The organism is Paenibacillus sp. NPDC056933 (genome assembly GCF_042674385.1).
GTDB lineage: Bacteria > Bacillota > Bacilli > Paenibacillales > Paenibacillaceae > Paenibacillus.
On record NZ_JBHUQN010000001.1, the window covers coordinates 2,141,362 to 2,156,515 of the forward strand.

The window sequence follows — 15,154 nt, forward strand, 5'->3', positions numbered from 1 at the left end:
TTTTCCGTTTATATTTAAAATCTTTTGTTTTCAAAACAAAACAAAGATGATAAACTCGGATTAGGAATAAAACAAACATTATCGGAGGGGAACAAATGGTACAGAGTTTATGGAATTCATCACAGGCTTCGGAGAAAACAACAGGGCTGGAACAATTGGTCTACCGATCCAATCTGATTGGCGCAGACCGCAGTGTATGTAATATTTTCGGAGGCAATACGTCTACCAAAACGACAGTAAAAGATTTTCGTGGCCGTGATATAGAAGTAATGTACGTGAAAGGCAGCGGTTCTGACCTGGCTTCCATGCAAGAGAAGCACTTTACAGGGCTTGGACTTGAAGATATTCGTCCATTAATTGAGCGTGAGTCGATGTCGGATGAAGAGATGGTCGAATATCTGGGGCATTGTATGATCGATTCCAAGCATCCACGTGCTTCCATTGAGACATTGCTGCATGCATTCCTTCCATATAAACATGTGGACCATACCCATCCGGATGCTATTATCAGTCTGTGTTGTGCAGATAACGGAAAAGAACTGGCGAAAGAGATTTACGGGGATCGATTTGTGTGGGTTCCTTATGTACGTCCAGGATTCACACTATCCAAGATGATTGCTGAAAGCGTATTCTCGAACCCTAATGCCGAACTGGTTTTGATGGAGAAGCACGGACTTGTGACTTGGGGAGAAACATCGGAAGAATGTTACGCACAGACGATCAAAATGATTAATGAAGCGGAAGCCTTCATTGAGGCGCGTGTTGACGAAGGAAGCTTGTTTGGCGGAGAGAAACATCCTGCGCTTGAGGCAGAAGTTCGCCGTCAGATCGTATCCAAGGTGATGCCGACCATTCGGGGAGCGGTATCGGATAGCAAAAAAATGATTCTGTCCTTTGACGATCAGGAGGATGTGCTTGCTTTTGTGGGTGGAGTGAATTCACCAGAACTGTCCCAGGTGGGCGCGGCGTGCCCGGATCATTTGGTGCATACCAAAGTGGTACCTTTGTTCATCGATTGGACACCGAATGCGGAAGATATCGAAGGACTGAAAGCCAAACTGGTGGAAGGCGTAGCCGCCTATAAAGAGCAGTATCAACAATATTTTGAAAGCAACAAAAACGAAGGTGACGTCATGTTCGAAGCTGCACCTCGTGTCATTCTCATTCCTGGTGTGGGCATGATCAACACAGGCAAGAGCTGGGCACTGTCCCAGGTAAGCGGGGCATTGTATCATAGAGCCATTGCCGTAATGCGCGGTGCGACAAGTCTGGGCCAATTCGTATCCCTCAGTGCGAATGAGTCTTACAATGTGGAATACTGGCCGCTTGAGCTTTACAAATTATCGTTGGCTCCGGCAGAGACCGAATTTTCCCGCAAAGTGGCGTTTATTACCGGGGGCGCCGGTGGAATTGGGAGTGAAACGGCACGCAGATTGGTATCCGAAGGGGCACACGTTGTTCTCGCGGACCTCAATCTTGAAGGTGCTCAGAAGGTGGCGCAGGAAATTAACGATCAATATGGTGCCAATCGAGCATATGCATTGAAGATGGATGTGACCGATGAGGAAGCCGTGCAATCTGCGTATGCTGAAGTTGCCGTACAATATGGCGGAGTGGATATCATCGTGAACAATGCGGGCTTGGCAACTTCAAGTCCTTTTGACGAAACATCCTTGAAGGAATGGAACCTGAACATGAATGTGCTGGGTACGGGATATTTTCTCGTGGCACGCGAAGCGTTCAAATTGATGAAACAGCAGGGGATTGGCGGCAGTATGGTTTTTATCGGGTCCAAAAACTCGGTTTATGCGGGTAAAAGCGCCTCCGCTTACAGCTCGGCCAAAGCACTTGAAGCTCATCTGGCACGCTGTATCGCGGCAGAAGGCGGGGAATATGGTATTCGTGTAAATACGATTCTCCCGGATGCCATCTTGCAAGGTTCAGCGATCTGGAATGGTTCATGGAGAAATGAGCGTGCAGCGGCATATGGCATCGAACCGGATCAACTGGAGGAGTACTATCGCAAACGTACAACTTTGCTTGTTAATATTTATCCAAGAGACATTGCGGAAGGCATTGCATTCTTTGCCTCTTCCAAATCGGAAAAAACGACCGGATGCATGATGACCATTGATGGCGGCGTGCCGGCAGCATTTACACGATAATAAGGAGGGTTCTCGCACATGGGAAATCAAGTCAAGCAAGCATATGAAGCAGCCAAAACATTATATGCCCAGCATGGAATTGATACGGATGAAGTGTTGAAGAAGCTCGCGGAAATCAAGGTATCTGTTCATTGTTGGCAAGGGGATGATGTGAGAGGCTTTCTGAACAAAGATGGAGAACTCACGGGTGGGATTTCCGTTACAGGTCAATATCCAGGAGCTGCAACGACGCCTGCAGAGCTTCGGGCAGACCTGGAACAGGCATTTTCCCTAATTCCGGGGAAGCACAAGGTCAACTTGCATGCGATTTATGCGGACACAGACGAACAAGTCGAGCTGGACCGAATTGAGCCGAAGCATTATGAGAACTGGGTGACATGGGCAAAAGAGCAGGGGCTTGGCCTGGACTTTAATCCAACCTGCTTTTCTCACGAAAAATCAAGTGACGGATTCACGTTAAGTCATCCTGATCCGGCAATTCGCAAATTCTGGATCGATCATTGCAAAGCTTCTCGCCGCATTGGCGCTTACTTTGGAGAGCAGTTGGGTCAAACCTGTGTAACCAATGTATGGGTCCCGGACGGTTTCAAGGATAATCCGGTGGATCGCATGACACCGCGGAAACGACTCAAGGATTCTCTGGATGAGGTATTTGCCGAGAAGCTTGATCCGAAGCATCATCTGGATGCAGTAGAGAGCAAGCTGTTTGGTCTTGGTTCCGAAGCGTATGTTGTGGGCTCGCATGAATTCTACATGGGTTATGGACTGCAAAATGGTACTTTAATATGCCTGGATGCAGGACATTTTCATCCAACGGAAGTCATATCCAACAAACTGTCTTCACTGGCTCTGTTCACCAGCGGCATTCTGCTGCATGTAAGCCGTCCAATGCGTTGGGACAGTGACCATGTTGTCATTATGGATGATGAGCTGCTGGAAATTGCCCGCGAACTGGTACGTCATGATCTGCTTCCAACGACACATATTGGACTCGATTTCTTTGATGCAAGCATCAACCGGGTTGCTGCATGGGTGGTTGGTACGCGCAACACGATTAAAGCACTGCTTCGTGCGATGTTGGAACCTGTAGATGCACTGAAATCAGCTGAGCTGGCTGGGGATTATACCCTTCGCCTCGCATTGACAGAAGAGTTCAAGTCCTATCCATTTGGAGCCATCTGGGATTACTATTGTGCCCAGCAGCAAGTACCTGTACGTGAACAGTGGATTGCTGAGATCAAAACCTACGAGCAGGAAGTTTTACTTCAGCGCGATAAGTCATTCGTATAACAAGTAATCATATTATTCATGACTGGCCACAGTGGAGCAAAATGTTCCGCTGTGGTTTTTTGTATGGAAAAGCTTCGTAATGTATAACTGCGGTCAGAAGTTCCATACTAAAAATACATAAAAGGATTGTAAGGATGCTTGCTATTCTTAAAACGTAGAGGAGGGTCAATCCAAATTGAATTTCGCCCATAACAAACTGTATATCGCTGCACTTGGCGGCTTGAATGAAATAGGTAAGAACATGTATCTCATCCAGTACAATGAGGACATTATTGTCATCGACTGTGGTTCAAAGTTTCCGGATGAAACACTGCCGGGGATTGATCTCATCATTCCCGATGTGACGTATCTGCTGGAGAATCAGGAAAAGGTCAGAGCACTTGTAGTCACGCATGGACATGAAGATCACATTGGCGGCATTCCCTATTTGTTAAAGCAAATCAATATCCCTGTGTATGCGTCCAGGCTGACGCGAGGATTGATTGAGCTTAAACTGAAAGAGCATGGGCTGTTGCGAACAGCATATCTGCATACGATTGATGCCAAATCCAGCATTACGCTGGGTGATGTTCAGGTTTCTTTTTTCGCAACCAGTCACAGCATACCGGATTGTCTCGGTATTTTCTTTCAGACGCCAGGCGGCAATGTGGTCCATACCGGGGACTTCAAGTTCGATATGTCTCCGGTCAACGGGCCGTATCCCGATCTGCATCGTATGGCCGAGATTGGCAAACAGGGTGTTCACGTGCTGCTGTCCGAAAGTACCAATGCGGAGAGACCCGGGTTTACCCCTTCTGAGCGAATCGTCGGTGACCACATATTGGATGCCTTTATTCGTGCCAAACAAAAAGTATTTATTTCAACCTTTGCGTCCAACGTAAGCAGGGTGCAGCAGATTGTAAATGCAGCATTCGAAACGGGACGCAAGTTGGCTCTGCTGGGCAGAAGTATGATCAATGTGGTGTCTGTAGCCAGTGAACTGGGGTACCTAGATGTACCTGAGGGGCTTTTGATCGAGGCGATGGATTCGAATCAGTTTCCACCTGAAGAGGTCGTTGTGCTCTGTACGGGAAGCCAAGGTGAAACGATGGCTGCATTATCCCGTTTGGCCGCGTCCAAGCATCCTCATGTGAAGATCGCACCTGGAGATACAGTCATTATTGCCGCAGGAGCAATCCCGGGTAATGAACGTAATCTCGCGCATGTCATTGATAATCTGTATGTGCTCGGTGCACGCGTCATGTACGGTTCAACCGGCGCTGCAGGCATGCATGTATCTGGACACGGCAGCCAGGAAGAGCTCAAATTGATGCTGACCCTGATGAAGCCTGATTATCTGATTCCTGTTCACGGCGAGTTTCGCATGTTGTATCAGCATAGACTGCTGGCAGAGTCCGTGGGGATGGAACGTAATCATGTATTCATCGTCAACAATGGGGATATGATTCAGTACAAAGACGGTGTTGCTTCTCCTGGTCCCAAGATAGCTTCAGGCAATAGTCTCGTCGATGGACTGATCATGGGCGATGTCGGGAATATTGTACTGCGTGATCGCAGGCAACTGTCCTCGGATGGCATGCTGGTGATTGTAACTACGTTGAGCAAAACAGAGAAGCATATGGTTACCTCACCCGAAATCATCTCCAGAGGTTTTGTGTTTGTGAAGGACTCCGAGGAATTTATGAGAGAGATTCATGAGCTGGTTCAAAGCAAGATGGAAGAGTTAACCGGAAGCGGAGCGAACCAGTGGAATGTGATCAAAAGAAAGCTGAAAGACGAGATCGGTCATTACATCTACGCCCAGACGAAACGAAGACCAATGATTCTGCCCATTATTATTGAGGTATGAAGAAAGGGAAGAAGACGGTTATCGTGTCCGGTCTGGAACGGAGACTCCTGCAAGGACATTAAGTTGATCAAAAGCCTGAGAAATGTAGGATCGTACAGCATTTGTATGACCTACATTTCAGTCAGGCTTTTATTATTGTTAATTAACCTATAGATCGTTCAGCAATCCCGATTGTCTCACGGAGGAGAGGAACTGGTTGAACTGCTCGATGTTCAATTGCTGCGCACTGTCTGAAAGGGCCACCGCCGGATTAGGATGAACCTCAACCATTACACCATCCGCACCCGCTGCAAGAGCAGCCTTGGCACAAGGAGCGAGGATGTCTTTGCGTCCGGTAGAGTGGGTTACATCCACAAGGACAGGCAGATGGGTTTCCTGTTTCAGAATCGGTACAGCAGAGATGTCGAGTGTATTCCGTGTTGCTTTTTCATAAGTGCGAATCCCGCGTTCAATCAACATGACCTGTTTGTTCCCCCGGGAGACGACGTATTCTGCAGCATGAACGAATTCATCAATGGTTGCCGATAAACCGCGTTTCAGCAGAATAGGGATGTTCACATCTCCCGCAGCCTTAAGCAGTTCAAAGTTTTGCATGTTACGGGCACCGATCTGGATCACATCAATGTATTCCGCAGCAAGCTCAATATGTCCCGGATGAACGATTTCACTGATCGTTTTCAGACCGAACTCGTCGGCAACTTTTTTCAGAATTTTCAATCCTTCAATGCCGAGTCCCTGGAAGTCATACGGAGAAGTACGAGGTTTGAATGCCCCTCCGCGCATCACGGTAATGCCGGCTTCTTTCAGCGCTGCGGCGACCTCGCGTACCTGCTCATAACTTTCAACAGAGCACGGTCCAGCAATCATGATCGGTTTGCCTGCCCCAACCTTGACGTCACCGATAGATACGACCGTATCTTCCTGTTGATTTTTACGGCTAACGAGCAACTGTTTCTTGTGTTCGTCGACCTGAAGATTCAGGGAGGCCTGGAAAATCTGCTTGAACAGCAGCTTGATGGCATCGTCCTGGAAAGGCCCCGGATTGGCGGCAGTCAGTTCCTCCAGCATTTCTTTTTCGCGAACCGGATCGAACTTGGGTACACCCTGTTTTTCCTTGATCTGTCCAATTTCCTGTGTAATTTGAGCCCGCTCCGACAACAAGTGGAGAAGACTATGATTAATTTCATTCAAACGGCCTCTTAACTGTTCCAAGTTCATGCTTTGATCCATGCTGAACCACTCCTTCAATATAGATATATGAAAAAACACAAAAAGGCCCTTCATCCGCAAGGGACGAAGAAGCCGTGGTACCACCCTAATTAGAAACGGTCGTGCTGAATGAATGCAGCCGATTTGTTTCTCACTTTGACCTTTTAACGCAAGGAACGGATTGTCCTAGGAGCTGTACCCTTGAGAAGCAGCCCTTCAGCAATCAGCTCGGGAGTGAACTTCCGCGGTGTGTTCCTTCGGGTGCTCTCAGTCTTTGGCACCACGTCCCTGTAATGAACGATAAACTCGCGTACTCTTTCCGTCATAGCCTGTATGAATGATGATGTTCTAAATGATGATGCTCTGTCTGTACTTCATGATGCACGTTATGAATTGAAGTTATACTAGCATCTCAAGACCTTGCTTGCAAGAAGCTGAATTAATGCCAAGACTCAATAACGCTTTACTGTGACGCATTTAATATCCGTATGAGGATCTCGCGAGGTTTGATTCGGATCAGAATGGGAATAGTATTCGCCAGGGTTTGCCATTCGAAGTATAATAAAATGAATTCAAGCGAATGCGAACAAGAGGAGAAGTTATGAATAAAACGATTTCCGATATTGCTCAAATGGCGGGAGTGGCAAAGAGCACAGTCTCTCGTTTCCTGAATGGCGGTTCTGTTAGTGAGGATACCAGGCAGAAGATTGAGCGAATAATTAAACAATATAATTATGTTCCCAATACGTTTGCACAGAGTCTCAAAGCCAAAAAAACCAGTATTATTGGAACGGTTGTTCCCCGTCTGGATTCCTTTGCAACCTCGCAGACATTGATTGGCATTGATGAAGAATTAAGAAATAATCAGTATCAGATGCTGATTGCGAATACAAGTCAGGATATGCAACGTGAAATTGATGCCATTTACGATTTTGCCAGACAGAAGGTATCCGGGATTATTCTGCTTGCCGCTGAAGTGACCGATGCACATCTGAAAGCCGTTGAAGACATCGGAATTCCGGTCCTATTGGTGGGGCAACAACATGAACAGCTGCACAGTCTGGTGCATAATGATGATCAGGCGGGGTATGAGATGGGTAAGTACGTTGTGGAAAAAGGACATCGAAAGATAGTCTATATTGGCGTTACCGAGAAAGATCAGGCAGTAGGAATCCATCGTAAGCAGGGGTTTAAGCGTGCAATCGACGAATGTGGCAGTTGTGATGTGACGTACTATGAGACAAGCTTCAAAATGTCCGAAGCCATCGTTACTGCAGAAGCCATTCTGAAAGAAAGCAAACCGACCATTATTGTTGGTGCAACGGATAATATCGCACTTGGTGTGATGAAGATTGCTTTTTCCAACAAGGTGCGAATTCCACAGGATTTATCGGTTGCCGGATTTGGCGGATACGAGATCACGGAGATGATTCATCCTGCGCTGACAACAGTGAAATATCACTACTTTCAGGCTGGTCAACTGGCGGCGAATCACATTATTCGTCTGGTAAAAGGCGATCCGGTGGAGCTGTGCACGATTATTGACGTGGAGATAATTCCGCGAGAAAGCGTTGACAAATTATAAAAGGATCCTTTATGATAATTCCATCGAACCGGTTCCATAATAAATGTCCTATGGGACGGTTATGGGAACACGGTGCAGGCGAGCAAGCCACATGGAATTATTTTTTTGCGCTTGATGGAACCGGTTCCTCTGATTTGGATTTTAAAATAATTAAATTAAGAGTTACACGATTCGGAAAGTGCAGAAAAAATGCAGAAACGTAGTGTTCGCCTTTATCCCAGGATTTCACCCTTTAGAAAAGGGATCAAGGAAATCTGGGGATAACAGCGATCGGAGGATTGTTCTGCAATCGAAGTGGCCACGTGTAACATTTCTTGGTCTAATTTATATAAGCAAGGATGGAGAACACTTTTTATGAAAATGACTAGAAAGCAACGTTACAGACGAATCGAGCAGGCGGAGCCTGGAGAAATAGGCAAACTGGAGGCTTTGATCTCTGCATGTACGTGGAGACAGCATTACCATATCCAGCCGATAACCGGTCTGCTTAACGATCCTAACGGATTTTCATATTATCAAGGGTATTACCATCTGTTCTATCAATGGTTTCCACTCGGAACCGAGCATGGAATGAAGTACTGGTATCATACCCGATCAACGGATCTGGTGAACTGGGAGGATGTCGGAATCGGTATTCAGCCTGGGGATACCTATGATTCACACGGGGCTTATTCGGGCAGTGCTATTGAAAAAGAAGGTCAGCTGTATCTGCTGTACACAGGAAATACAAGAGATAGTAATTGGATCAGGCATCCGTATCAGTGTCTGGCGATTATGGATGAAAGCGGTTCAATAACCAAAGTGGATCAACCTGTGATCTCTGAAGTACCTGCTGGATACACGGAGCATTTCAGAGACCCCAAGGTATGGAAGCAGGGCGACACGTATTATGGTGTGATCGGAGCCCAGCGCGAAGATGAGACAGGATGCACGGTGTTATATCGCTCGTCAGATCTCAGAAACTGGACGTTTCTTGGAGAGATCCAGACCCAGCTTCCCAAGTTTGGCTACATGTGGGAGTGCCCCGATTATATGGAGCTGCAAGGTCAAGGCGTGTTGATCTTCTCGCCGCAAGGAATAGAACGTCAGGGAGATTGGTACAACAATATTTTTCAGTCGGGCTATCTGATTGGTGAACCGCTTGATCTTCAGACAAGGCACTTCGAACATGGTCCGTTTCAGGAGCTGGATCGCGGGTTTGACTTTTATGCCCCGCAGACGATGCAGTCGCCGGATGGAAGGCGAATTCTGGTGGGGTGGATGGGGCTCCCCGATCTGGAATATCCGACAGACGAGAGGGGATGGGCGCACTGTCTGACCATTCCGCGGCAGTTATCCCTTCGGGAGGGGAAGTTAATTCAACAGCCAGTCTCTGAAATGGTGAAGCTGCGTGGGGGTAAGGAAGGGAAACATATGGTTTCCACGCTTCATAATGAGACTCGATCTTTTGCGGAATTTGCTGGAGTTGCTTATGAATTGAAATGTGAAATCCGAGATTTTGACGCAGAGGTCGTAGGCATTGAACTTCGGGCGGGTGCAGAAGAGAAGACCGTGTTGCAGTATGATCGGTTGGCTCAGAAAGTGATCCTGGATCGCTCCCGATCAGGAGCCGCGCTAGCGGATCAGAATGGGAATGTACGGCGCTGCGTACTGAATGCGGATGTCCTTAAGTTCCATGTATTTATGGATTCCTCTTCCGTTGAGATTTTTGTCAACGATGGTGAAGAGGTATTCACAAGCCGTATTTTTCCAAGCAAGGAAAGTGTGGAGATTCGCTTGTTTGCACATGGAGGCAAGGCAGAGTTTCAGGCATCAAAATGGGATTATTAGATATTACGTGAGAGGAATGAAAAACCATGTCGGATAATCAGCAGATTGCCCAGGACGTTATTCGTGCCATCGGGGGCAAAGAAAATATCGCATCATTTGCACACTGTGCAACACGTCTTCGCATCATGGTGAATGACAAGGACAAGATCGATCAGAAGCAGGTCGAGAACATCGACAAAGTCAAAGGGGCCTTTTTCAATTCGGGCCAGTATCAGATCATATTCGGTACAGGAACCGTGAACCGGATTTTCGAAGAGGTTGAAAAGCTGGGAATCGAAGGATCGTCCAAGGAAGACGTGAAGAGTCAGGGTAAAAAGGAAGGCAATGCTTTTCAGCGGGCCATTCGCACGTTCGGTGACGTTTTTGTACCCATTATCCCTGTGCTGGTGGCAACAGGACTGTTCATGGGATTGCGGGGGTTGCTCACTCAAAATGAAATTTTATCGCTGTTTGGTGCAACACCTGAAGACATTTCGCCCAATTTCCTGTTATTTACTCAGATCCTCACGGACACGGCATTTGCATTTCTGCCTGCACTCGTAGCCTGGTCTGCATTCCGTGTGTTTGGTGGAAGTCCGGTTCTCGGCATCGTTTTGGGTCTCATGCTTGTGAATCCGGCGCTGCCGAATGCATATGCTGTGGCCGATGGATCAGCACAGCCGCTGCATATGTTCGGATTCATACCGGTGGTCGGATATCAGGGCTCCGTGCTGCCTGCGTTCTTCGTGGGGCTGATTGGAGCAAAGTTTGAGAAAGTGCTAAGAAGACGTGTACCGGAGGCGCTCGACTTAATACTTACCCCTTTTATTACGTTAACGGTCATGATTACACTCGGTCTCTTCGCGATTGGTCCGGTATTCCATTCCCTGGAGGAGTGGGTGCTGCATGGAACGACAGCCGTATTGGGACTGCCATTTGGCATTGCGGGTATTATTATTGGTTTCTTCCATCAAATTATTGTCGTTACGGGTGTACATCACATCTTTAACTTTTTGGAGATTCAACTGCTGGAGAAAACGGGCTTTAATCCGTTTAATGCCATCATTACCTGTGCCATGGCTGCACAAGGAGCGGCTTGTCTGGCCGTGGGATTGAAGACCAAAAATTCGAAGTTGAAAGCACTCGCACTGCCTTCGTCATTCTCTGCATTTTTGGGGATTACCGAACCTGCTATCTTCGGAGTTAACTTGCGGTATATGAAACCATTTATCATGGGACTTGTCGGAGGCGCTGTGGGTGGATTTATCGCATCCTTGTTCCATTTGCAAGGTACAGGCATGGCGGTGACGGTTATTCCGGGAACCCTGCTGTATCTGAACAGTCAACTGCCGCTGTACATTCTGTCCAACGTCGTTGCGATGGGGATTGCCTTTACGCTTACCTGGTTCTTTGGATATAAGGATCAGCCCGTTGCAGAGGAAGTAGCGAGCAGTGAAGGAGTAGAGAGCAAGTCGGAAGATCAATCGCAGAGATTAAACTCATCTGCCAGCAAGGTTGTTAATCGTCGTACCAAAGTAGATGTGTTGGAGATTGCATCACCGATCACAGGCACAGCTGTTGCTTTGGAACATGTTCCTGATCCAGCATTCTCGGAGAAACATATGGGAGAGGGGATCGCCATTGAGCCTTCAGAGGGCAGAGTGTACGCACCTTTTGATGGCGTTATCGCTCATGTAATGAACAAGAGCAAACATGCGGTAATTTTGGAACATGAAACAGGTGTTCAGATGCTTGTGCATATTGGGATTAATACCGTTGGACTGAAGGGTGAGGGTTTTACCGCATATGTGAATAGCGGAGACACCGTAACCGCAGGGCAATTGTTGATTGAATTTGACATGGAAGCGATCCAGGCTGCAGGACTGCCATTAATTACACCTGTGCTCGTCCCGAATGGGAACGATAGGATTGAACAGGTGACAGCAACTTTGACAGGCCCTGTTCAAGCTAATGGGGGAGCACTAATTCTTGTGAAATTTGTTGAACCGGCATGAGAGTAAGCTTTTGAAAAAAACAGGTTGAAAAGTGCAAAGAGACCCGGTGTATATCACCAGGGTTTCTTTGCACTTTTATGATATTTCCTTCTAAACGGAAGGTATCAAAAAGAATAATACGTCAGTGCGTATTGCATTAGAAAGGCACGAATTTCTTCGCGGCTTAACATCACATCAGATGTGCTAGCTTGCTCCAGGTTGAGAAGCAAATTGCTGACGGCTTCGTGCAGGAAAAGCATGCGTTCATTTCCCCATAGTTCTTGATGCTGCTGGATATATTGCATGACCTGTGACAGCTCCATACCTTTTAAAGCTCTGAACACCGAAGCCCATTTTACCAGATCAGACGGATGGGAACCTACAGGCAATTCAAATTCGGCAAAACCATGAACATTCCCGCATGAGATTTTGAACAATCCGCAGTAGCAGGATGAATGTTCCCGCGCTATGAAAGGTAATTTTCGCATATCGTACCGAATAATCTCCATGGAACTAATCCGGGCATCAACACGAATCTCCGGTCGAATTTCCACATCACAACTTGCAATCACACGCTCCAACCTCCATAGGCAAAATCATCTTATTCTTTCTATTTTTTTCGTTATCCTGCGATTATGTTACGACTGAACAAAGCTCAAGTAAAATCAACCGGAATAGGATATACGCCCGATTTCCCGATGTTTAATTTAGAATTCACACATGTAAGCGATTAACAAGAGATATATCTTCGTTTTGGACTCGAATAAATCGATTTTTTCTTCCGCTCATGACAGACCGAGTAATATGCCGCATGGCAGCGAAAAGAGGAGATTAGGCAAGAAATGCTCACCTGGATTGTCTGGAATCGATCAGAACGGTACAGAAATCGGATGCATTTGAATTGCGGAGATGCAGACAGAGGACTATGATTCGCACATAACGTACTCCAGATGGCTTTGCAGGATCTGATGTGAAGGCGAGGTTGGCGGCAATGGATGAAGCAATGATGGTGGTATCGACAGGACACGGTGAGGCGGGAAAAAATTTTGTGGATGTATTATTGAAGAGGGGATTTGCAGTTGTCGTACTTGTACACAGCGAAGAAGAGGGAGAACAACTTCAATCGCTTGGTGCAGTCACCGTGCGTTACATTCAGGAAATGGCATTCCGTAATCAGCTTCCGCCAGAATTTGTAGTGAAAAACGCCTTTGTATTTGAAAATAGTTTGCCGCAGTGCTGTCAGGACATTGAGCTGTGTCGCAGCTTGTGTCCGCAACAACTCTATGTCGTTTCCAGCAACAGGGCTCATGTTGGGCTTGTTTATAAAGGTCTGGGAGCAACATATGTCATTCACAGCCGGAGTGGAGATGTTTCATTTTTATTGTGAATCACCTGATCGTGGGTTCCTGTCGCCAGTCGGATGAACCAAGTATAAATGAAAAACGTTGTGTCCAGAGCCTGTTGCCCTGAACACAACGTTTCGTGTATTTCTATGTGCTATCCATTGAGTTGTGAAACGCTATTAGGAAGAGATTCCGACAACACTGGTACCATTCTTTGTAATTTTGTACGTAATGACGTCTCCGCTCCAGAAGTGGAACTTGAGAATGATTTCGCCATTATTCGTTTCGTTGAAGAAGTTTTGTTTCAATTCAATCACGTTGCTACTATAATTCGGACTGAAAGTGTAGGAAAATTCTTTGAAAGAAGTCCAGTTTTGCGGACCCGCGTTCCCGCCACTTGTATAAGTTGCTTCCATGGTGGCCAGTTGATTGCCATTAAAGGTAGTCGGAATCGCAAACAAGCTCGTTGTACCCGTTACATTGTTCAGTTTAGGCGTATCATACTTGATAATATTCAGGTTCCAGTTTGCACCTTTGTTGAATTTGACGGTCAGCTTGGCATTAACCCCAAGATTGCCGGAAGTGGTCAGTCTGGTTAACAGGCTTGATTTTAATGTCAGCACATCACCACTGATCGTGTAATCTGTACCCTGGACCAGGGTGGTGCTGCCATTAGCAAGAGCACTAAATGTATTACCATTGAGATTCAGCTTTACTGTTTTATCCTGAATCGCTGCCCCCTTTTTAAGATAAACCAGATCCGATTCAGCTGTGGAGGAACGACCTGTCCAGCTTGCTTTCATCGTGTTATACAGATCCGGATCAGACCAGGTGAAGTTGGTACGACCAAAATGCTGTCCATTATCCCATAACATGGTCGTCATTTGTTTCTGACGCAAGTATTGGCCAATAAATTCAAAGAATTTCAACTTCTCACCTTGCTCAATAACACCTGTGTGCTGATCAAAGCCGAGCAAGCCATACTCCCCAACGATAACGGGAATACCCTTGGCAGTAAAAGCATTATAGACACGGTCGAATGTATCCGTTATATCCTTTTGCACTTCAGCGTTATATTTTGTGTATCCTGCGATATTAACACTGAATGGCCAGAAGCCATAATAGTGGACGGTTGCGATGATGTTAGGGTCATTCAATTTTGAAATCGTCTGGGTTAATGCATCGAGATCTGGTTGAGCGGAAGAAGTATGCATTGTTGGCAGAACGAGTGGACGTGTGGTGTTGTTTCCGCCGGATGCTCTCACGATGCTATGGAAAGATACATTCAATTCATCCAGCAAAGCGTATGCAGTAGCGGTATTCGTTGTGCCACCTTCGGTGAAGCGTGGTTCATTTACACTTTCGAACATCAGCTTTGTAGAAGAGTTTTTGAATTTATTTGCAATTTGAGTCCAAGCCGCATTGTAGCGTGCGAGAACATTGGCATGGTCATTCTCCATATAGCTGATCCACTGCCATGAGTCGTGATGGATATTGATCATCACATAAAGGTTCGCATCAAGGGCCCAATTTACAACCTGTTGTACTCGATTCATGTAAGCGGTATCAATAGTATAGTTGGGGGCTCCACCCATATGAGCTTGCCAGGTCACTGGAATACGTATACTCTTGTAGCCTTGATTCGCAATATTTTGTATCAGTTGCTGAGTGATCAGCGGGTTACCCCAGGCCGTCTCATCTGCACCAACTGCGTCCAGCGAGTTACCAAGATTCCAGCCCGGCTCCATCGCACTGACATAGGATTGCATATTGGTTGGAGTGGCGGCAGCACTTGTCTGGATCGTCTCATCTGCAGCAGCAGAAGCGATGGCGGATGAGAACAGGGACAGGATCATCGCTGTTACGAGAGTGAGCGAAAGGACCGATTTTCGGTTTTTGTTCATTAACAT

General features: G+C 46.7%; 10 protein-coding genes. 7 read left to right on the plus strand and 3 right to left on the minus strand.

Annotated features, from left to right (window positions below):
* Positions 1-95: 95 nt before the first annotated feature.
* The 3 genes from ACFTRD_RS09710 (at position 96) to ACFTRD_RS09720 (ending at position 5,304) form a co-directional block, all read left to right on the plus strand.
* The gene (locus ACFTRD_RS09710; protein WP_379379218.1) at positions 96-2,165 is read left to right on the plus strand and encodes a bifunctional aldolase/short-chain dehydrogenase; all 2,070 of its coding nucleotides are present in this window, start codon (positions 96-98) and stop codon (positions 2,163-2,165) included.
* Positions 2,166-2,183: 18 nt separating this feature from the next.
* A complete protein-coding gene (rhaA, locus tag ACFTRD_RS09715; RefSeq protein WP_379379220.1) occupies positions 2,184-3,455 on the plus strand; it encodes an L-rhamnose isomerase in 1,272 nt (423 codons plus the stop codon).
* Positions 3,456-3,630: 175 nt separating this feature from the next.
* Entirely contained in the window at positions 3,631-5,304 is a 1,674-nt protein-coding gene (locus ACFTRD_RS09720; RefSeq protein WP_379379222.1) for a ribonuclease J, read from the plus strand.
* A gap of 147 nt (positions 5,305-5,451) precedes the next feature.
* Here ACFTRD_RS09720 and ACFTRD_RS09725 read toward each other — a convergent pair whose 3' ends face one another.
* Positions 5,452-6,534, minus strand: coding sequence for a bifunctional 3-deoxy-7-phosphoheptulonate synthase/chorismate mutase (locus ACFTRD_RS09725; protein ID WP_379379224.1), 1,083 nt, complete (start codon positions 6,532-6,534; stop codon positions 5,452-5,454).
* Between the two features lie 580 nt (positions 6,535-7,114).
* On the opposite strand from ACFTRD_RS09725, the gene ACFTRD_RS09730 reads away from it, so the two are divergent.
* The 3 genes from ACFTRD_RS09730 to ACFTRD_RS09740 all read left to right on the plus strand — a co-directional run bounded on the left by ACFTRD_RS09730 (position 7,115) and on the right by ACFTRD_RS09740 (position 11,922).
* Positions 7,115-8,098, plus strand: a complete 984-nt coding sequence (locus ACFTRD_RS09730; RefSeq protein WP_379379226.1) for a LacI family DNA-binding transcriptional regulator — start codon at positions 7,115-7,117, stop codon at positions 8,096-8,098.
* A 354-nt stretch (positions 8,099-8,452) separates the two neighbouring features.
* On the plus strand, positions 8,453-9,928 hold the full coding sequence (locus ACFTRD_RS09735; protein WP_379379228.1) for a glycoside hydrolase family 32 protein: 1,476 nt from the start codon (positions 8,453-8,455) through the stop codon (positions 9,926-9,928).
* Between the two features lie 26 nt (positions 9,929-9,954).
* Positions 9,955-11,922 carry a sucrose-specific PTS transporter subunit IIBC gene (locus tag ACFTRD_RS09740; RefSeq protein ID WP_379379230.1) on the plus strand — a complete coding sequence of 656 codons (1,968 nt, stop codon included), beginning with the start codon at positions 9,955-9,957 and terminating at the stop codon, positions 11,920-11,922.
* A 104-nt stretch (positions 11,923-12,026) separates the two neighbouring features.
* Here ACFTRD_RS09740 and ACFTRD_RS09745 read toward each other — a convergent pair whose 3' ends face one another.
* Entirely contained in the window at positions 12,027-12,473 is a 447-nt protein-coding gene (locus ACFTRD_RS09745; protein WP_379379232.1) for a hypothetical protein, read from the minus strand.
* Positions 12,474-12,871: 398 nt separating this feature from the next.
* Here ACFTRD_RS09745 and ACFTRD_RS09750 point away from each other — a divergent pair, with 398 nt between their 5' ends.
* On the plus strand, positions 12,872-13,288 hold the full coding sequence (locus ACFTRD_RS09750; RefSeq protein ID WP_379379234.1) for a hypothetical protein: 417 nt from the start codon (positions 12,872-12,874) through the stop codon (positions 13,286-13,288).
* Between the two features lie 135 nt (positions 13,289-13,423).
* Here ACFTRD_RS09750 and ACFTRD_RS09755 read toward each other — a convergent pair whose 3' ends face one another.
* Entirely contained in the window at positions 13,424-15,148 is a 1,725-nt protein-coding gene (locus ACFTRD_RS09755) for a cellulase family glycosylhydrolase (protein WP_379379236.1), read from the minus strand.
* Positions 15,149-15,154: the final 6 nt, after the last annotated feature.

Excerpts from the sequence above, each read along its gene's own strand:
- ACFTRD_RS09710 (WP_379379218.1), top strand. The coding sequence starts at position 96 with ATGGTACAGAGTTTATGGAATTCATCACAGGCTTCGGAGAAAACAACA.
- rhaA (WP_379379220.1), top strand. The coding sequence starts at position 2,184 with ATGGGAAATCAAGTCAAGCAAGCATATGAAGCAGCCAAAACATTATAT.
- ACFTRD_RS09725 (WP_379379224.1), bottom strand. The coding sequence starts at position 6,534 with ATGGATCAAAGCATGAACTTGGAACAGTTAAGAGGCCGTTTGAATGAA.
- ACFTRD_RS09730 (WP_379379226.1), top strand. The coding sequence starts at position 7,115 with ATGAATAAAACGATTTCCGATATTGCTCAAATGGCGGGAGTGGCAAAG.
- ACFTRD_RS09735 (WP_379379228.1), top strand. The coding sequence starts at position 8,453 with ATGAAAATGACTAGAAAGCAACGTTACAGACGAATCGAGCAGGCGGAG.
- ACFTRD_RS09740 (WP_379379230.1), top strand. The coding sequence starts at position 9,955 with ATGTCGGATAATCAGCAGATTGCCCAGGACGTTATTCGTGCCATCGGG.
- ACFTRD_RS09755 (WP_379379236.1), bottom strand. The coding sequence starts at position 15,148 with ATGAACAAAAACCGAAAATCGGTCCTTTCGCTCACTCTCGTAACAGCG.